The sequence below is a fragment of the Pseudomonas sp. B19(2017) genome (genome assembly GCF_002113165.1).
In the GTDB taxonomy this organism is placed as follows: Bacteria; Pseudomonadota; Gammaproteobacteria; order Pseudomonadales; family Pseudomonadaceae; genus Aquipseudomonas.
Genome location: NZ_NEJR01000005.1, coordinates 12842 through 31537 on the forward strand (window position 1 = coordinate 12842; position 18696 = coordinate 31537).

15 protein-coding genes are annotated in these 18696 nt (G+C 64.9%); 8 read left to right on the forward strand and 7 right to left on the reverse strand.

The features are described 5' to 3' along the window. The first annotated feature begins 55 nt into the window (after positions 1–55). The 5 genes from CAF70_RS09235 to CAF70_RS09255 all read left to right on the forward strand — a co-directional run bounded on the left by CAF70_RS09235 (position 56) and on the right by CAF70_RS09255 (position 6167). Positions 56–1792 carry a type I secretion system permease/ATPase gene (locus CAF70_RS09235; protein WP_085624242.1) on the forward strand — a complete coding sequence of 579 codons (1737 nt, stop codon included), beginning with the start codon at positions 56–58 and terminating at the stop codon, positions 1790–1792. Between the two features lie 6 nt (positions 1793–1798). Then, entirely contained in the window at positions 1799–3139 is a 1341-nt protein-coding gene (locus CAF70_RS09240; protein WP_085624244.1) for an HlyD family type I secretion periplasmic adaptor subunit, read from the forward strand. 1 nt (position 3140) lies between these two features. Continuing rightward, complete coding sequence (locus CAF70_RS09245; RefSeq protein WP_085624246.1) at positions 3141–4469, forward strand: TolC family outer membrane protein; 1329 nt, start codon at positions 3141–3143, stop codon at positions 4467–4469. Between the two features lie 108 nt (positions 4470–4577). After that, complete coding sequence (locus tag CAF70_RS09250) at positions 4578–5441, forward strand: sensor domain-containing diguanylate cyclase (RefSeq protein WP_085624248.1); 864 nt, start codon at positions 4578–4580, stop codon at positions 5439–5441. 45 nt (positions 5442–5486) lie between these two features. Further along, entirely contained in the window at positions 5487–6167 is a 681-nt protein-coding gene (locus CAF70_RS09255; protein WP_085624250.1) for a bifunctional 2-polyprenyl-6-hydroxyphenol methylase/3-demethylubiquinol 3-O-methyltransferase UbiG, read from the forward strand. A 116-nt stretch (positions 6168–6283) separates the two neighbouring features. Here CAF70_RS09255 and quiC read toward each other — a convergent pair whose 3' ends face one another. Then, positions 6284–8191, reverse strand: coding sequence for a 3-dehydroshikimate dehydratase QuiC (gene quiC / locus CAF70_RS09260; protein ID WP_085624252.1), 1908 nt, complete (start codon positions 8189–8191; stop codon positions 6284–6286). 286 nt (positions 8192–8477) lie between these two features. Here quiC and CAF70_RS09270 point away from each other — a divergent pair, with 286 nt between their 5' ends. Further along, positions 8478–9851, forward strand: a complete 1374-nt coding sequence (locus tag CAF70_RS09270) for an MFS transporter (RefSeq protein ID WP_085624254.1) — start codon at positions 8478–8480, stop codon at positions 9849–9851. 136 nt (positions 9852–9987) lie between these two features. Here CAF70_RS09270 and CAF70_RS09275 read toward each other — a convergent pair whose 3' ends face one another. The 5 genes from CAF70_RS09275 to CAF70_RS09295 form a co-directional block, all read right to left on the reverse strand. Then, positions 9988–11400 (reverse strand): DOPA decarboxylase, encoded by a 1413-nt coding sequence (locus tag CAF70_RS09275; protein ID WP_085624256.1) that lies wholly within the window; start codon positions 11398–11400, stop codon positions 9988–9990. A gap of 181 nt (positions 11401–11581) precedes the next feature. Next, complete coding sequence (locus tag CAF70_RS09280) at positions 11582–12526, reverse strand: LysR family transcriptional regulator (protein WP_085624258.1); 945 nt, start codon at positions 12524–12526, stop codon at positions 11582–11584. Positions 12527–12670: 144 nt separating this feature from the next. After that, entirely contained in the window at positions 12671–13381 is a 711-nt protein-coding gene (locus CAF70_RS09285) for a YebC/PmpR family DNA-binding transcriptional regulator (protein WP_085624260.1), read from the reverse strand. A 97-nt stretch (positions 13382–13478) separates the two neighbouring features. Beyond that, the gene (locus CAF70_RS09290; RefSeq protein WP_085624262.1) at positions 13479–14870 is read right to left on the reverse strand and encodes an FAD-dependent oxidoreductase; all 1392 of its coding nucleotides are present in this window, start codon (positions 14868–14870) and stop codon (positions 13479–13481) included. A gap of 15 nt (positions 14871–14885) precedes the next feature. After that, positions 14886–16202, reverse strand: a complete 1317-nt coding sequence (locus CAF70_RS09295) for an MFS transporter (protein WP_085624264.1) — start codon at positions 16200–16202, stop codon at positions 14886–14888. A gap of 243 nt (positions 16203–16445) precedes the next feature. Between CAF70_RS09295 and CAF70_RS09300 the strand changes: the two genes are divergently transcribed. Beyond that, complete coding sequence (locus CAF70_RS09300) at positions 16446–17315, forward strand: LysR substrate-binding domain-containing protein (RefSeq protein ID WP_013972053.1); 870 nt, start codon at positions 16446–16448, stop codon at positions 17313–17315. A gap of 155 nt (positions 17316–17470) precedes the next feature. Continuing rightward, complete coding sequence (locus CAF70_RS09305) at positions 17471–17842, forward strand: DUF2784 domain-containing protein (protein WP_085624266.1); 372 nt, start codon at positions 17471–17473, stop codon at positions 17840–17842. On the opposite strand, the gene tam is transcribed toward CAF70_RS09305, so the two are convergent. Continuing rightward, complete coding sequence (tam, locus tag CAF70_RS09310) at positions 17832–18608, reverse strand: trans-aconitate 2-methyltransferase (protein ID WP_085624268.1); 777 nt, start codon at positions 18606–18608, stop codon at positions 17832–17834. The two genes, CAF70_RS09305 and tam, sit on opposite strands and share 11 nt — an antisense overlap. Positions 18609–18696: the final 88 nt, after the last annotated feature.

Below are 18696 nucleotides of genomic sequence, written 5' to 3' on the forward strand. Positions count from 1 at the left end.
CCGCTGTACGGGGCGCCGCAAGAGCTTCCCCGATTTGCGATAAAGGGAGGCCCCGATGCACAAGCCACCACGCACGCGTTCCGAGCTGGTCGATGTGTTGTTTCGCCTGCGCCGCAGCTTTTTTGCCTTGGCCGCGTTCAGCGGCGTGATAAACGTCATGATGTTGACGCCATCTATTTATATGTTGCAGGTGTACGACCGCGCCCTGGTCAGCCGCAACGTCACCACCCTGACCATGCTCACACTGTTGGTCATCGGCTTGTTCCTGTTGATGTCGGCCTTGGAAATGATCCGCACCCGCGTGCTGATCCGGGTTGGCAACTTCATCGACATGGACCTTAACCGCCGCATCTTCAGTGCCGCCTTCGAGCGCAACCTGAGCCGCGCTGGCGGCAACCCGGCCCAGGCCCTGCAGGACCTGGCGCAGGTCCGGCAGTTTCTCACCGGCAACGCCCTGTTCGCCTTCTTCGATGCGCCCTGGACGCCGATCTACCTGCTGGTTGCCTACCTGATCCACCCGTTGCTGGGGCTGGTCACGCTGATCGGTTCGCTGATCCTGGTGGCCCTGGCCTACCTCACCGAGAAAGCCACGCAGAAACCCTTGGCCGAAGCCAACCAGGCAGCCCTGTCGTCGGCGAGCTATGCCAACAACAACCTGCGCAACGCCGAAGTGATCGAGGCCATGGGCATGCTGCCGGCGATCGGCAAGCGCTGGTACCAGGGCCACCTGCGCATCCTGCAGATGCAGACCCTGGCCTCCGACCGCGCCGCGCTGATCAGCAGCACCGGGCGCTTCGTGCGTATCACCTTGCAGTCGGTGATTCTCGGCGCAGGGGCGCTGCTGGCAATCGAAGGCAAGATCACCCCCGGCATGATGATCGCCTGCTCGATCCTCACCGGCCGCGCCCTGGGCCCGGTGGAGCAGGTGATCGCTTCGTGGAAGCAACTGCTCGGCTGCAGGTCGGCCTGGGGCCGGCTCAACGATCTGCTGCACGACTACCCGCAGCGGCCACCGAGCATGTCGCTGCAACGGCCAATGGGCATGCTGGCCGTGGAAAACGTGGTCGCCGGTGCTCCCGGCACCAGCAACAGCATCGTGCGCGGGGTCAGCTTCAGCCTGGTCCCGGGTGAAAGCCTGGGCATCATCGGCCCGTCGGCTTCGGGCAAATCCACCCTCGCCCGCCTGCTGGTAGGCGTGTGGCCGACCCAGGCCGGCAAGGTGCGCCTGGACGGCGCCGACATCTTCACCTGGAACAAGGCCGAACTTGGCCCGTGGATCGGCTACCTGCCGCAGGATGTGGAGTTGTTCGAGGGCACCATCGCCGAAAACATCGCACGCTTTGCCGAAGTGGACAGCGAAGCGGTGATCCGCGCTGCCCGCAGCAGCGGCGTGCACGACATGATCCTGCGCTTCCCGCAGGGCTATGACACCCGTCTGGCAGCCGACGGCAGCCCGCTGTCCGGTGGCCAGAAGCAACGCATCGCCCTGGCCCGTGCGCTGTATGGCGAGCCGAACCTGGTGGTGCTGGACGAGCCCAACGCCAACCTCGATGACGTTGGCGAAAAGGCTCTGGTCGATGCACTGGCCGAACTCAAGGCGCGCGGGGCCACGGTAATCCTGATTTCCCACCGGCCAAATGTGCTTTGTGCGGTCGACAAGGTGCTGATGCTGCGTGACGGCGCCGTGCACATGCTCGGCAGCCGCGACGAAGTGTTCGCGGCGCTGCGCAAGGCCAGCGTGATCCCGACAGCGACCGCGGCGCCGCTGGCTTCGGTAAAAGTACGGGAGTGACCGATCATGCAGATGACCCAACACACCGAATTGATTCCCGCCGACGCCCTCGACGGCATCGACCTGGACATGCGCCGGCCGGCACGCTGGGGTGTCTGGATGGTCATCGCCGGCTTTGGCGGTTTCCTGCTGTGGTCGTGCCTGGCGCCGCTGGATGCCGGGGTAGTCGCCACCGGCACGGTCAAGGTCACCAGCAACCGCAAGGCGGTGCAGCACCTGACCGGCGGCACGGTCGAGGCGATCCTGGTGCGCGAAGGCGATGTGGTGAAAAAAGGCCAGGAGGTGGTACGCCTCGACGCCCTGCGGGCGGTAGCCGAACAGGGTGCGGTCAGTGCCCAGTACATCGTCAGCAAGACCGTGGAAAACCGCCTGGAAGCCGAACGCGATGGCCGCGACACGGTCACCTTCGACCCTGCCCTGCTTAAGCACTACGGCAACGACCCGCGCCTGCTGGCAGCCATGGACCTGCAACAGCGCCTGCTGGATACCCGCCGTGCGGGCCTTGCCGGTGAACTGAGCATTCTCGAGGAAAACCTCGCCGCCACGGCGGTGCAGCTCAAGGGCCTGCAGCAGGTGTACGGCGCCCGCGCTTCGCAGATCGGCTTCCTCAGCCAGGAACTGCAAGGCACCCGCGTGCTGGCCGCCGAAGGCTATGTGCCACGCAACCGCCTGCTGGAGCTGGAGCGCAACAATGCCGACCTGTCCGCCGGCCAGGCCGAGAACCTCAACAACATTGCCCGCACGCGCAGCCAGGCCACCGAGATCAAGCTGCGCATGCTGCAACGTCAGCACGACTACCTCAAGGAAGTGGAGTCGCAGCTGACCGATACTGCCAAGGAGAACACAACCCTGGCCGATCGCCTGCGCGCGCTGGACTACGAAGTGACCCACACGGTAATCCGCTCGCCGATCGACGGCATGGTCCAGGCCCTGAGCATCGCCACGGTCGGCGGCATCATCCAGCCCGGGGCCAGGATCATGGAGGTGGTGCCGCTGGACCAGCCGTTGCAGGTGGACGCGATGATCCCGGTACAGGCCATCGACAAGATGGTCCCCGGCCTGAACGTGGACCTCGCCTTCCCGGCCTTCAACCATGCGAAGACGCCGAATATCCCGGGGCGGGTCAAGACCATCTCCGCCGACCGCCTGATGGATGAAGAAAGCAAGCAGCCGTATTACCTGGCCCAGGTGGAAGTGACGCAGGACGGCATGGCGCTACTGGGCAGCAACCATATCCGCCCCGGCATGCCGGCCACCGTCACCATCAAGACCGGCGAGCGCAACCTGCTCAGCTACCTGCTCAAGCCGATGCTCGAACGCGTGGACGCCTCGTTCAAGGAGCAATGACATGAATCGCCCGTGCCTGATGTTGTGCCTGTTGGGGTTGTCCGCACAGGCCAGTGCCATGGACCTGAAGCAAGCCTGGGACCTGCTGCAGTACCAAGGCCCGATCTACCGCGCCGCGGTGCATGAAAAAGAAGCCGGCAGCGAGAACCGCGCCATCGGCCAGGCCGGCCTGCTGCCGCAGATCAACGCGGCGGGCTACTTCAACAAGGTCAATGGCAGCCAACGGCAGAATGGCCGCGACAGCGACCTGGATTATGATTCCAAGGGCGCCAACGTGCGTTTGCGCCAACCGCTGTTCAACAAGCAGAAGATGGCCGAATACCGCCAGGGCCAGCAACGTGCCGACTACAGCGTGGCGGTGTTCGACGCCAAGAGCCAGGATGCTGCGGTGCGCCTGGCCGACGCCTACTTCGACGTGCTGCTGGCCAGCGAAACCATCACCCTGGCCGAGGCCAAGCTGAATGCCTTCGAAGAGCAGCTGGCGTCGGCGAAACGGCGCAAGGAGCTGGGTGCCGGCACCATCACCGACGTCGACGAGTCGGTGGCCCGCCGCGACCTGGCCGAAGCCGACCTGATCGAAGCCGAGGACAACCTGGTCAACGCCCGCCGCAAGCTGGAGGAATACATCGGTGAAACCCCGCAGTCGCTGACCACCTTGCAGCCAGGCTTCAACACCCCGCCGCTGATACCGGGCAACCTGCAGGACTGGCTGGTCAAGGCCCAGGCCGACAGCCCGTTGATTCATGCGCGCCGGCACAGCTACGAGCTGGCCGAAGAAGAAGTCAACCGCGCCCGCGCCGGGCACTGGCCGACCCTGGATTTCGTGGCGGGTTATACCGCTGGCAGCAGCCAGTCGATTTCCGAACTGAACCAGCGCAACCACTACAGCTCGATCGGGCTTGAGCTGAACATTCCGCTGTACAGCGGTGGCAGCACCAGCGCCCTCACCCGCCAGGCCAGCGCCAACAGTTCCAAGGCCCTGGATGAACTGGACGCCACACGCCAGGAAGTGATTTCCGGTACCACTCGCGAGTACCGCGGCGTACAGAGTGGCGCGCTGCGCATACAGGCGCTGGAAAAGGCCGTGGCCTCCAACGAGCGCTCGCTGCTTTCGGCCCGCAAGGGCTTCAAGGAAGGCGGCACCAGCACCAACTCGGATGTGCTCAATGCCGAAGAATTGCTGTATGACGCCCGCCACGACCTGTTCGAGGCGAAGTTGAACTATCTGATGTCGCGGCTGCGCCTGGCGTCATCGGTGGGTAGCCTGGGGGATGATGATATCGAGCAGATCAACGATTACCTCGGGCCGGAACTGGTAGTAAGCAACTGACTATCGGCGGCCCTGTGGGAGCGGGCATGCCCGCTCCCACAGCGGCGCTACCGCATTTTGTTCCATTTCAGGCTATGATCGGTGACCCCGACGCGGACGCCCTGCCCCATGCCCGTAGACCTGCAAGCGTTATACCCCAGGCTGATCCACCTGATGCTGGACACGGTGTTCGTGGTCGACAGGGACAACCAGATCGTTTTCGTCAGCGATGCCTGCGAGGCGCTGCTCGGTTACCAGGCCTGCGAACTGATCGGCACCCCGATCACCGACTATATGCACCCTGACGACCTGGCGATCACCCGCGCGTCGATCGTCCGGGTGATGAGCGGCCATCCCCATTACGACTTCCGCAACCGCTATATCCGCAAGGATGGCGGTATCGTGCATATCCTGTGGGCGGCCTGCTGGTCCGACGAGGCCGATGCCCGCATCGGTGTGGCGCGGGATATCACCGCCCAACGCCAGGCCGAGGAAGAACTGCGCTTCCTGGCCCACCATGACCCCCTCACCCGCCTGGCCAACCGGGCCATGTTCAACGAGCGGCTGGATACTGCTCTCGCCGCGGCCCGCCATCACAACCACCCGCTGGCGTTGCTGTTCATCGATATCAATGACTTCAAGGATATCAACGACAACCACGGCCACAGCGTGGGTGACCGGGTGCTGTGCATCCTGGCGCGGCGCCTGGAAGGCTGCGTAGGGGCGACCGATACGGTGGCGCGGATGGGCGGTGACGAGTTCACCGTGCTGTTGACCGACTACGCCTCGCCAGAGGCCATTGCCGAGCAGGTGGCACGCATCCTGGCAGCCATGGCCGAACCACTCGGTGCCGAGTTTGCCGGTATCGGAGCGCCGTCCTGCAGCATTGGCGTGGCCCGGTTCCCCGAGGACGGCAACGATGCCGACATGCTGCTGCGCCATGCCGATGGCGATATGTACCGGATCAAGCGACAGCGCACTGCAACCGGCTGAGCGCTCTGGCGGCCGCAGGCGGAATCGAGCACAACGGAGATGACCATGCACAACCCTGAAGACGCCTTGCTCGTCAGCTGGCAGCACAACGCCCAGGCCTGGATCGATGCGGTGCGCAGCGGCAGTATCGAGAGCCGTCGCCAGGTCACCGACCAGGCCATCCTGCTGGCCATCCTGGGCCGCCAGCCCGAACGGGTGCTCGACCTGGGCTGTGGTGAAGGTTGGCTGCTGCGCGCGCTGGGCGACCGGGGTGTCGAGGCGGTAGGTGTGGACGGTGACCGGGCGCTGGTGGATGCCGCGCGCGCTGCAGGTTCCGCCGAGGTGCACCTGGCCAGCTATGCACAGCTGGCCGCGGCCCAGGCCTATGTTGGCAAGGACTATGACCTTATCTGTGCCAACTTCGCCCTGTTGCAGCAGGACATCATCCCGCTGCTGGCAGCGATGAATGCGTTGCTGGCGCCCGGCGGTGCGCTGGTGATCCAGACCCTGCACCCATGGAGCGTGGCGGATGGCGATTACCAGGATGGCTGGCGGGAAGAGTCGTTTGCCGGGTTCGCCGGGGATTGGCAGGTGATGCCGTGGTACTTCCGCACCCTGGCCAGCTGGCTGAATGCGCTGGACATGGCGGGGTTGCGGTTGGTGAGTTTGCAGGAACCACAGCACCCGCAGAGTGCGCTGCCGCAGTCGCTGCTGCTGGTGGCTGAGGGGGGCGCTGAAGTGCTGTGACTTTACCGGCCTCATCGCCGGCAAGCCAGCTCCCACAGGATCACTGCGGTTCGATAGGCCTGTGTAGTACCTGTGGGAGCCGGCTTGCCGGCGATGAGGCCGGTACAGGCAAGCGATTACAGGACCGGCTTGCGCACCGCCCCGCTGCGGGCCTTGGCCATCGCCGCCAGACGCACTGCGACGTTGGCCGCACCGTAACCGGCATACCCGCCCTTGCGCTGGATGATCTCGAAGAAGAAACGCTCTTCGAACGGCTCAGTGTACACGTGGAACAACTCGCCACCCTGGGCGTCGCGGTCGTACAGCACGTTGTAGTAAGCCAGTTCGCTGAGGAACTCGTCGTCAAAATCGAAACGCGCCGCCAGGTCGTCGTAGTAGTTCAGCGGGATCTCCAGCAGCGGTACCCCAGCCAGTTTGGCCCGTGCCACTTCGCGGAAGATGTCGTCGCAATCGAAGGCAATGTGGTGCACCCCCGACCCGCGGTAGCTGGACAATGCATGGGCGATGGCGGTGTTGCGGTTTTCCGAGATGTTCAGCGGCAGGCGCAAGGTGCCGCACTGGCTACGCAGGGCGCGGCTCTTGACCAGGCCGTAAGGATCCGGCAGCACCACCTCGTCGTCGGCAGCGAAATCGAACAGGCTCTTGTAGAACAAGACCCAGCTGTCCAGCGACTCGGCCGGCAGCGCCAGGGCCATGTGGTCGATACGGCGCAGCCCGCCAGTGGCCATGGCGCTCTTGTCCAGGCTGAAGTCTGTGTCGTACAGGGTCTGGCCAGCAGTGCCCTGCTCCACCAGGTACAGCAGGCTGCCATCCGGCGCACGTACCGCCGGCACTTCGCACTCGTTAGGCCCGACCAGGCCACGGAACGGCTGGCCACGGTAGGCGGTGGCACGCTTCAGGGCGGCTTGCTGGTCCTTGACCCGCAGCGCGGTGGCGCACAGCGACGGCCCGTGGGCCTCGAAGAAGTTGTGGCCGAAGGAATAGGGTTCGGCGTTCAGCACAATGTTGATATCGCCCTGGCGCAACAACTGCACCTCTTTGCTGCGGTGCTTGCCGGCTTCGGCAAAGCCCAGGCGCTTCAGCCAGCTGGCCAGGCGCGCGCCGACGGCTTCGTCGACCGCGAATTCAAGGAACTCCACCCCGTCATAGGCACTGGCCGCCGGTGGGGTGAACAGCACTCCGGGTTCGATCGGCGTGCCTTCCTGTTCCAGGCGCAGGTGAGTCTGCTCTTCGAGGTACAGCAGCGAACGCAGGCCGTCAGCGGCATTCTGCCGGGGCGGTGCGGCGCGGAAGCCATCGTTGAAGATTTCCAGCGACAGCGGCCCGCGGTAGCCGGTGGCGAGGATTGGCGCCAGAAAACCGGCCATGTCCATCTCGCCCTGCCCCGGGAAGCAACGGAAGTGGCGGCTCCACTCCAGCACATCCATGGCCAGGATCGGCGCATCGGCCATTTGCACGAAGAAGATCTTGTCGCCGGGGATGTCGCGGATCGCGCTCGGGTCGCCCTTGAGCGACAAGGTGTGGAAGCTGTCGAGGATCACCCCGAGGGCCGGGTGGTCGGCCTGGCGCACCAGGTTCCAGACTTGCTGGTAGGTGTTGACGTGGCGGCCCCAGGCCAGCGCTTCGTAGCCAATGCGCAGGCCGCGTTTGCCGGCGTGCTCGGCCAGCAGGCGCAGGTCGTCGACCAATAGCTGTTCTTCGCCCAGGGCATCGGCCTGGACGTTACTGCACACCAGCACCAGGTCGGTGCCCAGTTCCTGCATCAGGTCGAACTTGCGCTCGGCGCGGTCGAGGTTCTTCTGCAGGCGGTCGCGGCGGCAACCCTCGAAATCGCGGAACGGCTGGAACAGGGTTATGGCAATACCCAGGTCGGCGCACATCTGCCGCACCTGGCGAGGGCTGCCAGCGTAGTAGAGCAGGTCGTTTTCGAAGATCTCGACGCCGTCAAAACCGGCGGCGGCGATGGCTTCGAGCTTTTCCGGCAGGGTGCCGCTCAAGGACACGGTAGCGATCGAACGCTGCATGGCGGGAGTTCCTTGTTGTTGGAGGATTACAGAGGCCAGGCCTGGAAATCAGAGCCACAGTTCTTGGCACGATCGATTATTCGCAGGTAAAGTCGTGGCTTCAATCTCTTTGTACGGAATGGTTAGTTTTGCGTTCGATTATCGCACGAAACCCGTTTTAGCGAATTGCCAGCCCACTGGCCCGTGGTCAACATGAACCACAGACACAGGCATACCGACCCTCGCCTCCTGCCTTGGTGAATCTCCGGCGGAACCTGTGCAAACAACAATAACAACGGAGACAACGATGGCTCACTCCAGCTCTCAAGCCAAGAAAGCGACCGCCAGTGGATGGATAGGCTCGGCACTCGAGTACTACGACTTCTTCATCTACGCCCAGGCCGCTGCGCTGATTTTCCCGCAGATCTTCTTCCCCAACACCGACCCGAAAATGGCCATCATTGCCTCGCTGGCCACCTACGGCGTGGGTTACCTGGCGCGCCCGGTCGGCGCCTTCGTGCTGGGCCACTGGGGTGACACCCGCGGCCGCAAGAACGTACTGCTGCTGTGCATGTTCCTGATGGGCCTGTCGACCATGGCCGTTGGCCTGCTGCCTACCTACCATGACATTGGCCTGCTCGCCCCGGCCCTGCTGGTGCTGCTGCGCCTGGTCCAGGGCTTTGCCGTGGCCGGGGAAATTTCCGGTGCCAGCTCGATGATCATGGAGCACGCGCCGTTCGGCCGACGGGGCTACTACGCCAGCTTCACGCTGCAAGGCGTGCAGGCTGGCCAGGTGCTGGCGGCGGCCGTGTTCCTGCCACTGGCCTACTTCATGCCCAGCGAAGCCTTCAACGACTGGGGCTGGCGCATTCCGTTCCTGATGAGCGCCTTCGTGCTGATTGCCGGCTTCATCATCCGCAAGGAAGTGCACGAAACCCCGGCATTCGTGAAGGAAGAGAAGCAGGACAAGGTCGCCAAGTCGCCGATCAGCGAAGCCTTCCGCCACAGCTGGAAGCACATGGTGCTGGTGATGTTCATGGCCCTGATGAACGTGATCCCGGTGGTGGCCACCATCTTCGGTGCGGCCTACGCGGTACAGCCAGCCTATGGCATCGGCTTCGACAAGAGCGTGTACCTGTGGATTCCGGTAGTCGGCAACATCGTCGCGGTGCTGGTGATCCCGTTTGTCGGCAACCTGTCCGACAAGATCGGCCGTCGCCCGACCATGATCACCGGCTGCCTGGGCTCGGGCCTGCTGGCCTTCGTCTACCTGTACGCGATCAGCATCCAGAACGTACCGCTGGCGTTCGCCTCGTCGATCGTGATGTGGGGCATGGTGTACCAGGGCTACAACGCGGTGTTCCCAAGCTTCTACCCAGAGCTGTTCCACACCCGTTATCGCGTTTCCGCCATGGCCATCGCACAGAACATCGGCACCATGCTGACCGCCATGCTGCCGGCGCTGTTCGCCCTGGTTGCCCCACCCGGTTCGGACAACATTCCGCTGGTGGTCGGTGGGTTGGCGTTCTTCATTACTTGCGTGTGCGCCCTGGCGGCGTACATTGCCCCGGAAACCCATCGCCTGACGATGGAAGACCTGGGCAACCCTAATGCCAAACCGATGGACAAAACTGCGTATGACGCTAGCCGTAAAGGGAGCTTTCAGGCAGTGAGCCACTGATCGATTGCAGGGGGCTGCTCTGCAGCCCATTCGCGGGCAAGCCCGCTCCCACAGGGTCGCATCAAGCCTTAGGCCGATGCAGTCCCTGTGGGAGCGGGCTTGCCCGCGAATGGGCCGCAGCGCGGCCCCGGCAGTTTCAGCCCTTGACCACTTCCTGCAGGCGCGCCCAAAGCTGTTCGACATGCTCCCGCTCGGTCGACAACGCGCCAATCGACACCCGCACCATCCACCGCCCGTCCAGCGTAGCTGGCGTCACATAGGCATCCCCGGACGCATTCAGCCGCTCGGCCCAGCCCTTGGTATGCGCATCCAGCGCCTCCCCTTCCAGCCCCGCCGGTCGATGGCGAATGCAAAGGGTCTGCAACTGCACCGGCGCCAGCACCTCCCACCCCTCAGCGGCCGCCACCTGTCCGGCCAACCATTGGGCATTGTCCAGGTCTCGCCGCAGCCGTGCCTGCAACGCCTCCACCCCTTCGCTGCGCAGCATGAACCACAGCTTCAACGCCCGGAACCGGCGGCCCAGCGGAATCCCCCAGTCACGCAGGTTCTTCACCTCGCCATCCACCGCCGACTGCAGGTAGCTGGGGTTGGTGCTCATCACCCGGATCAGGTGCTGCGGGTCGCGCACGTAGTAGATCGAGCAATCGAAAGCCACGCCCAGCCACTTGTGCGCGTTGACCACCAGCGAATCGGCCAGTTCTATGCCGTCCCACATCCAGCGGCATTCCGGCAGGATCATCGCCGAGCCGGCCATGGCCGAGTCCACATGCAGCCACAACCCATGGGCCTGGGCGATCTCGCCGATCGGGCGCAGCGGGTCGAGCGCAGTGGTGGCGGTGGTGCCGGTGGTCGCGACCACCGCGCAAGGCTGGTTGCCAGCGGCCAGGTCCTGCTCGATCGCCGCCTGCAGTGCTTCCGGGCGCAGGGCGTAGCGTTCGTCGGTCGGGATCAGGCGGATGTTGTCGCGACCAAAACCGGCCAGCAGTGCGGCTTTGTCCACCGAGCTGTGGGCATGGGCGCTGACATAGACGATCAGCGGCCTGGCCTGGGCTTGCAGGCCGCCGCGCACCAGTGCATAGCCGCTGGCGCGTTCCCGCGCGCAAATCAGCGCTACCAACGTGCTGGTGGATGCGGTGTCCTGGATCACCCCGCTCCATTGGCCAGACAGCCCGAGCAACTGACGCAGCCAGTCAAGGGTGGTTTCCTCCAGCTCGCTCAGGGCCGGGCTGGACTGCCACGACAGGCCCAGCACGCCCAGGCCGGTGCTGAGGAAATCACCGAGGACCGACGAGAGGGTGCCGTTGGAAGGGAAGTAACCGTAGAAGTCCGGATGCTGCCAATGGGACAGGCCCGGCATGACCAACTGGTTGACGTCGTCGAGGATCGCTTCGAAAGGCTCGCCTTGCCGGGGGGCTTGAGCGGGTAAGGCGGCCTTGAGGTAGCCGGGTTCGACTTGCGCCATGACCGGGCGCTCGCCGACGGATTGGCGGTAGTCGGCGATCAGGTCGATCAGTTGGTGGCCGTACTGGCGGAATTGTTCGGGGGTCACCTGGGGTCTCCTGTGGGTTATCTTCTGCCTGTACCGGCCTCTTCGCGGGCACGCCCGCTCCCACAGGTACTGCATCATTTGTAGGAGCGGGTTTACCCGCGAAGAGGCCAGCACAGGCAACACAATGCCCCCAGTCTAGGCACCTATCCGCAGGCGAATAACCCCGCCTTGCGCATACCTGCTATGGCAGACCCGCATGCCCGCCCTGCACGCCGAACTGCGACCGGCGCCACAACTCGAACACCCGGTTGCGCAACCAGCGGTGCTCGGCCGAGGCCTGTAGGCGCTGGTGCCACACCACCCAGTAGCGCTGGCTGTGCTCGATGAAACCCAGCGGCCGCCAGGCCAGGTCATGCAGGCGGCACAGCTGCCGGGCGATATGCTCGGGGACGGTAGCCAGCGCCTGGCTGTTGGCGATCACCTGCACGGTGGCGGAGAAGAACGGCACTTCCAGGCTGACCCGCCGCTGCAGGCCCTGGGCGCGCAGGTGGCGGTCGATGAAGCTGTCCTTGTCGCCACCGCCGGAAATACGCACATGCTTGTGCGCCAGGTAGTCGGCCTGACTGAGCGTGTCGTGGGCGGCCAGCGGGTGGTCGTGGCGCATCAGGCACACCGCGCGGTCTTCGCCCAACAGGCGCCCGTGGAGGTTGGGTGGCGACTCGTCGAACAAAGTGGTGGCCAGGTCGATCTCGCCGCTGGCCAGCAAAGCATACTGGCCGGCCTGCCAGGTGCGGTATTCCAGCGATACGCCGGGTGCTTCGTGCTCCAGTGCAGCGACCAGCAGCGGCAGCATGTGCTCGGCCACATAGTCTGAGGCTGCCAGGCAGAAGCGCCGCTCACAGCGCGCCGGGTCGAACACCGCGGGCTGACGCAGGGCGTGCAATTCTTCGAGCACTTGCCTTAGCGGTTCGACCAGGGCTTCGGCGTGTTCGCTAAGTACGTAGCCACGGCCTTGGCGCACCAGCAACGGGTCGTCGAAGGCTTCGCGCAGGTGGGCCAGCTGGCGGCTGAGGGCGGACTGGCTGACGCCCAGGCGCTCGGCGGCATGGCTGAGGTTCTTCAGCTGCAGCAGGTAGTCGAGGGTGCGCAGGTGGGCGAGGCTGAGGGACGCGAAAGCGGGGTTCATACAGGCTCCCTTCCAGGGGATCGACCGGCCCAATCGCCGGCAAGCCAGCCCCCACAGGGTCACCACAACCATCGGGGCTTGTGCTGTACCTGTGGGAGCTGGCTTGCCGGCGATTGGGCCGCAAAGCGGCCCCAGAGAAGCAGATCAGTCAGTCAGACCGACATAAACGTTCTGTACATCATCGTTCTCGTCGATGGCCTCGAGGAACGCTTCAACCTCAGCCAGTGCCTCGGCACTCAGGCTGGCCGCGCTCACCGGGTTCTTCGGGGTGTAGCCGATCTTCGCCGAGGTCACGGTGAAGCCATGCTCCGGCAAGGCTTTCTGCACCGCGTCGAGGTCGGTGGTGTCGGTGATGAACAGGGTCGAACCCTCTTCGTCGCCTTCCTCGAAGTCCTGGGCACCGGCTTCGATGGCTGCCATTTCCGGATCAGCGTCACCGTTCGAGGTGGCTTCGATCAGGCCAACGTGGTTGAAGTCCCAGGCCACCGAACCGCTGGCACCCAGCTGGCCCTTGCGGAACAGCACGCGGATTTGCGCGACGGTGCGGTTGACGTTGTCGGTCAGGCACTCGACGATCAGCGGTACCTGGTGCGGGGCGAAACCTTCGTAGCTTACCGCCGAGTACTGCACGGCATCGCCGTCCAGGCCCGCGCCCTTGCGGATCGCGCGCTCCAGGGTCTCGCGGGTCATCGAGGCCTTCTTGGCCTGCTCGATGGCCAGGCGCAGGCGCGGGTTCATGTCCGGGTCGGCGCCGGACTTGGCTGCGATCTGGATCTCTTTGGACAGCTTGCCCATGATCTTGCCTTTGGCGTTGGCCGCGGCTTCTTTATGTTTGGCTTTCCACTGTGCGCCCATGTCGACTCTCTTGTTTCAGCGGCCGGTTCAGGAAGCGACCGGCCAAAAGAGGGTGCAGTTTATACGCCCAGAGGCCGCTGTTCGACAAGAAATCTCATCAGCCTTTATCCGCCTTGCCTGCCGCCGCGGCAAACCGCGCCAAGCGCACATCCAGCCGGCGCGGACGCAAACCCTGGTCCTCGGCCCGCTCCTTGCGGCGGATGGCATTGCGCACCATCAGCGAGCCCAGGTAGCGGATCGGCTCGGGTGGGAACAGCCCCAGCGGCCCCTTGACCAGCGGCGAACGGGTCCACGGGTTGTCCAGCCCCAGTGCCAGCGACGACAGGATCTGCCCGCCCATGTGGCACGGCCCCACACCGCTGCCGGAATAGCCAAAGCCGTAGAACACATTGCCCTGCCCGTCCAGCTTGCCGAAAAACGGCAAGCCGGTTACCGAGCGGTCCGACGGCCCGTTCCAGCTGGCCGCCAGCGGCACCTCGGCCAGCGCCGGGAAAAACCCGCCAAGGCTTTCACGCAACAATGGCCGGTATGGCGACGGCTGGTCGAACACCGGCAGCATGCGCCCGCCGTAAGCAAAGGTATTGCCGCCCTTGCCCAGCATCAGTCGGCCATCGGAAGTGTTGTGGTAATAGTGCACGAAGATCCGCGAGTCGAGCACACTGATGCCACTGTCCAGGCCGATCTGGCCCAGCAATTCGGGGCAAGGCTCGGTAATCACCATGTCGCTGGACACAATCGCCACGCTGCGCTCGAACTGCGCAAAGGCCCGCGCCATCCAGGCGTTGAGGCCCAGCACCACGCGGTCGGCGCGCACGGTACCGCTGGCCGTGCGCACCTGCACCGGGGCGCCATGTTCCAGGGCGGTCATGGCGGTGCCTTCGAAAATACGTACCCCGCGCTGCAAGGCCACCCGGCGCAGGCCACGCACCAGCTTGCCCGGCTGCACGGTGGCCGCGGCCGGCGAGAACCAGCCTTCCAGGTGCCGCGCCGAGCCGGCCAGGCGCTGCACCTGTTCCAGCGGCAGGCGGCTGAACGAATTGATCCCCTTGCGCTCCAGCGCGGCCACCACCGCATCGGTGGTACCGACCTGGGCGGTATTGGTGGCGGTGTACAGCGTGCCGTCCAGGCGGTAGTCGCAGTCGATGCCATTGGCCGTGCAGAACGCACCGATTTCACCGATGCTGCGCTCCGACTCGCGCACCAGGCGCACCGCCTCGGCCACCCCGAACAGCCGCTCGAGGGTGAAGTACTTGGCCGACCAGGACAACACGCAGCCACCATTGCGGCCACTGGCACCGGCACCGCAGATATCGGCCTCGATCAGCACGATATCCAGGGCCGGCACCGCTTCCTTCAGCATCAGTGCGGTCCACAGGCCGGTATAGCCGCCACCGACGATGCACACATCGCAACGGGTATCGCCTTGCAGCGGCGGGCACATTGCCTCATGCGCCGAATCCAGGGCCTGTTGCAGCCAGAAGGGTCTCATTCGCTCGCTTTCCTTTCAGGTACGCAGTGGCTTGATTGCCATGCTGGTATTCGGTGCCACGTCGCTGCTTTGCGCAGCGCTGGCCGGGCGGCTGTTCCAGTGCGGCAGCAGCACCAGCGCCGAGAACAGCGCGCAGCCGGCGAACACGATGAACACCGTGACGCCATCGAAGTACCCTGGCAGCAACCCGCCCAGCACCGCCCCCACCGAGCCGCAGCCGTTGACGAAGCCCGCTGCGGTGGCGCCGGCCTTGGCGGTGCCGAAGTCGATGGCCGCGGCGCCACTGATCATCGAGTCCGGCCCGTACAGGGTCAGGCCCATGACGAACAACAGGGCCACCACCAGGATCACGCTGCCGGTGTGCATGGCCGCCATGAATGCCGCCAAGGCCATGGTCAGCAGCACCAGGCTGATGACACAGGCCGGCATGCGCCGGGCGCCGAACAGCTTGTCGGAGGCCAGGCCGATGATGATCGGGCCGAGCAGCCCCGCCAGTTCGAAGGCTGTCGGGATGATCGCTGCACCCACCTTGCCCACCGAGGGCATCTGCTCGAAGACGATCACCGGCCCCCACAGCAGGATGGCGTAGCGCGCCGGCTTCAACAGGAAGTACGCCAGCCCCAGGGTCAGCACCGTGCGATTGCGCAAGATCTCTTTCAGCGGCGCCCACACACTGCACAGGTTGCCGGCCGGGGCCATGCTCTGTGGCTCGGGCTCCACCGCCGGCAGGCCGACATCTTCAGGCTTGTTGCGCTGCAGGAAGAAAAACAGCACGGCCACCAGCGCCACCACCGCGGCACTGGAGAAGAACGCCGCGTGCCAGGTACCGACCAGGGTATAGGCCCACCAGCCGGCAAACGGCGAGGCCACCAGGCCGCCAAAGGCATAGCAGGAACTCCACAGCCCCAGCACCCGCCCACGCTGCGACGCCGGGAAGAAGCTGCCAATGTTCTTGCACAACCCGGCCCAGCCGGTGGATTGCGCCAGGCCCTGCACCAGCATGCAGGTGGCGAAGATCGGGAAAGTGGCGTAACTGCCCATCACCACCGCAGCGGCAGCAGAAATCAGCAGGCCGCCGAGCACCACCACGCGCGGGCCGAAGCGATCGGCGAGCATGCCCCAGGTGAACTGGCCCACGGCGTACGCAGCCAGGTAGATGGCATCGAGGTTGGCCATGGCGGCCTTGTCGAGCATGAAACCTGGGTCTTCAGCGATGCCCAGTTTGGCCACCGAAAAGGCCTTGCGGGTGAAGTAGAAGGCGGCGTAGGCCAGCCAGGTAATGGCGAAAATCTGGATACGCCAGCGTTTGAACGCGGCTAGGGATTGGTTCATGTAAGTCTGACCTCTTGCTCAAGTGTGCCGGCAGAATGTGAAGAAACGCCTGTCTTGTTCTTGTGTTACGCACAGCGATGACGAGGCTGTCATCGGGTCAGATGGCGCCGTGTGGGTGCCATGGCCCTGGCGGCACTTGTGGTACCAGCGTCGGGCTGACATGCATGGAAACAGTTGCGCTAAGATAAATAAAATCGATTTATCGTATTTCACACATAAGCTCAGCTTGTTACTGAGGTGGCCATGTCGGTTTCCCACGCCCAACTCAAAGCCTTTCATGCCGTGGCGGTGCACGGCAGCTTCACCCGCGCCGCGGAAAAGCTGTTTCTGACCCAGCCTGCGGTGTCGGACCAGGTGCGCAAACTGGAGGAGCGCTTCGGCGTGTTGCTGTTCCACCGCAACAAGCGCTCGGTGCAGCTCACCGACCTCGGCGAGCGCCTGCTGGGCATCAGCCAGCGCCTGTTCGCCTGCGAAGCCGAGGCCCATGAACTGCTGCAGGATTCGCGTGCACTGCACACCGGCAGCCTGGTCCTGGCAGTGGATGCGCCGGTGCACGTGTTGCCGCAGATCGCCCGTTTCTGCCAGCGCTACCCGGGTATCCAGGTGAAGATCGAGACTGGCAACACAGACGAGTCGCTGGCCCGGCTGTTCAGCTACCAGGCCGACCTTGCGCTGCTGGGACGGGACGTCGACGATGAGCGGCTGCACTGCCTGCCGCTGCGCCGCGACCCGATGGTGGCGTTTGTTTCCCACCAGCACCCGTGGGCCAGCCGTGGCGCCATAAGCCTGGCGGACCTGGACGATACGCCGTTGGTGCTGCGCGAGCCCGGGTCGGTGACGCGGCAGACGCTGGAAGAAGAGATGCAACGGGCCGGGCTGCGGATTCGCCCGGCGATCCAGGTGGAAGGCCGGGAAGCGGCTCGGGAAGCGGTGGTGGTGGGGATTGGCGTGGGGGTGGTGTCGGCGGCTGAGTTTGGTGCGGATGCACGGGTGTGTGCCTTGCCGATCGTCGATTGCCAGCGGCACCTGACCGAGACACTGGTGTGCCTGAGCGAGCAGCGCACGCGGCGGGTGGTGGCGACCTTCCTGCAGATGGTGGAGGAAGGGTTGTAAGCCTGTTCCGGCCGCTTCGCGGGCTTGCCCGCTCCCACAGGTACTGCACAGTATTCAAAAACTGCGGTGATCCTGTGGGAGCGGGCAAGCCCGCGAAGAGGCCGGTACAGGCAACCCGGCTATGCTGGGGTGACCTCAACCCTCGGCACACACCCATGCTCTACCGCCTTGCCGCCGACAGCCTGGTCCTGTTGCACCTGCTGTTCATCCTGCTGGTGCTGTTCGGCGGCCTGCTGGTGCTGCGCTGGCGCCCTGCCCTGCTGCTGCACCTGCCTGCGCTGGCCTGGGGCCTGGCGGTGGAGTGCCTGCACCTGGGCTGCCCGCTGACCACCTGGGAAAACCGCATGCGCATCGCGGCCGGTGACGCAGGCTACCAGGGCGGCTTCGTCGAGCATTACATCTGGCCGCTGATCTACCCCGACGGGCTGACTCCGCACATCCAGCTGCTGCTGGGCACTTTCGTGCTGCTGCTCAACCTCGGCATCTACGCCTACGTGGCCTGGTGCTGGCGGCGACCTAGCGGGTAGCGATCACGAACAGCCGCGGGAACGGCAACAGCACCTTGCCATCGCTGGCCGGTGGATAGTCGCGCTGCATGGCCTGCAGGTACATCTGCAGGAAATCCGCCTGCTCCTGCCCCTCCAACCGCGCCAGGTAGGGTCGCAGGGCCGACCCTTTGAACCATTCCACTACGGCTTCAGCGCCGCCGGCCAACGGGTGGTGGTAAGTGGTGCGCCACACATCCACCCGCGTGCACAGCGGAGTGAGCAGGTCATAGTAGAACGCCGCGTTGTGCCGTGGGGGCAATTGAAAATCGGCGAATTTCGCCGCCCAAGGGCCCTGGTTGGCGATATCCCGCAGTTGCCGGTGGGCCGGTTCGTCGAGGTTGTCCGGGGTCTGCACGGCCAGGCTGGCACCTTCGCTCAGCTGGCGCACCAGGTGCGGGTACAGCGAAGCGTGGTCGGGGAGCCACTGCAGCGAGGCATTGGCCAGGATCAGGTCCTGTGGCTCTGGGGCGGACCAGCCTGCAATGTCAGCGATGGCCGTGCGTACGCGGGGGATGCACAGCCGTTTGCGCTCGCGGGCCTTGTCGATCATGTCCGGGTCACTGTCCAGGGCTGTCACCTGGGCATCCGGGTAACGTTGCAGCAGTACCTCGGTGGAATTGCCAGGGCCACAGCCCAGGTCGGTGGCGTGGCGTACAGGGCGTGGCGGCACTGCGGCGAGCAGGTCGCGCACGGCGCGGGTGCGTTCGTCTTCGAACTGGGAATACTGGGTGGCGGACCAGGCCATGTGAAGCTCCTTTGGGCGGGCAATGTGTTCAGCATATGCCATCTGTCGGCTTTGAGGGCCCTATCGCCGGCAAGCCAGCTCCCACAGG

Excerpts from the sequence above, each read along its gene's own strand:
- CAF70_RS09235 (WP_085624242.1), top strand. The coding sequence starts at position 56 with ATGCACAAGCCACCACGCACGCGTTCCGAGCTGGTCGATGTGTTGTTT.
- CAF70_RS09240 (WP_085624244.1), top strand. The coding sequence starts at position 1,799 with ATGCAGATGACCCAACACACCGAATTGATTCCCGCCGACGCCCTCGAC.
- CAF70_RS09245 (WP_085624246.1), top strand. The coding sequence starts at position 3,141 with ATGAATCGCCCGTGCCTGATGTTGTGCCTGTTGGGGTTGTCCGCACAG.
- CAF70_RS09250 (WP_085624248.1), top strand. The coding sequence starts at position 4,578 with ATGCCCGTAGACCTGCAAGCGTTATACCCCAGGCTGATCCACCTGATG.
- CAF70_RS09255 (WP_085624250.1), top strand. The coding sequence starts at position 5,487 with ATGCACAACCCTGAAGACGCCTTGCTCGTCAGCTGGCAGCACAACGCC.
- quiC (WP_085624252.1), bottom strand. The coding sequence starts at position 8,191 with ATGCAGCGTTCGATCGCTACCGTGTCCTTGAGCGGCACCCTGCCGGAA.
- CAF70_RS09270 (WP_085624254.1), top strand. The coding sequence starts at position 8,478 with ATGGCTCACTCCAGCTCTCAAGCCAAGAAAGCGACCGCCAGTGGATGG.
- CAF70_RS09280 (WP_085624258.1), bottom strand. The coding sequence starts at position 12,526 with ATGAACCCCGCTTTCGCGTCCCTCAGCCTCGCCCACCTGCGCACCCTC.
- CAF70_RS09285 (WP_085624260.1), bottom strand. The coding sequence starts at position 13,381 with ATGGGCGCACAGTGGAAAGCCAAACATAAAGAAGCCGCGGCCAACGCC.
- CAF70_RS09290 (WP_085624262.1), bottom strand. The coding sequence starts at position 14,870 with ATGAGACCCTTCTGGCTGCAACAGGCCCTGGATTCGGCGCATGAGGCA.
- CAF70_RS09295 (WP_085624264.1), bottom strand. The coding sequence starts at position 16,202 with ATGAACCAATCCCTAGCCGCGTTCAAACGCTGGCGTATCCAGATTTTC.
- CAF70_RS09300 (WP_013972053.1), top strand. The coding sequence starts at position 16,446 with ATGTCGGTTTCCCACGCCCAACTCAAAGCCTTTCATGCCGTGGCGGTG.
- CAF70_RS09305 (WP_085624266.1), top strand. The coding sequence starts at position 17,471 with ATGCTCTACCGCCTTGCCGCCGACAGCCTGGTCCTGTTGCACCTGCTG.
- tam (WP_085624268.1), bottom strand. The coding sequence starts at position 18,608 with ATGGCCTGGTCCGCCACCCAGTATTCCCAGTTCGAAGACGAACGCACC.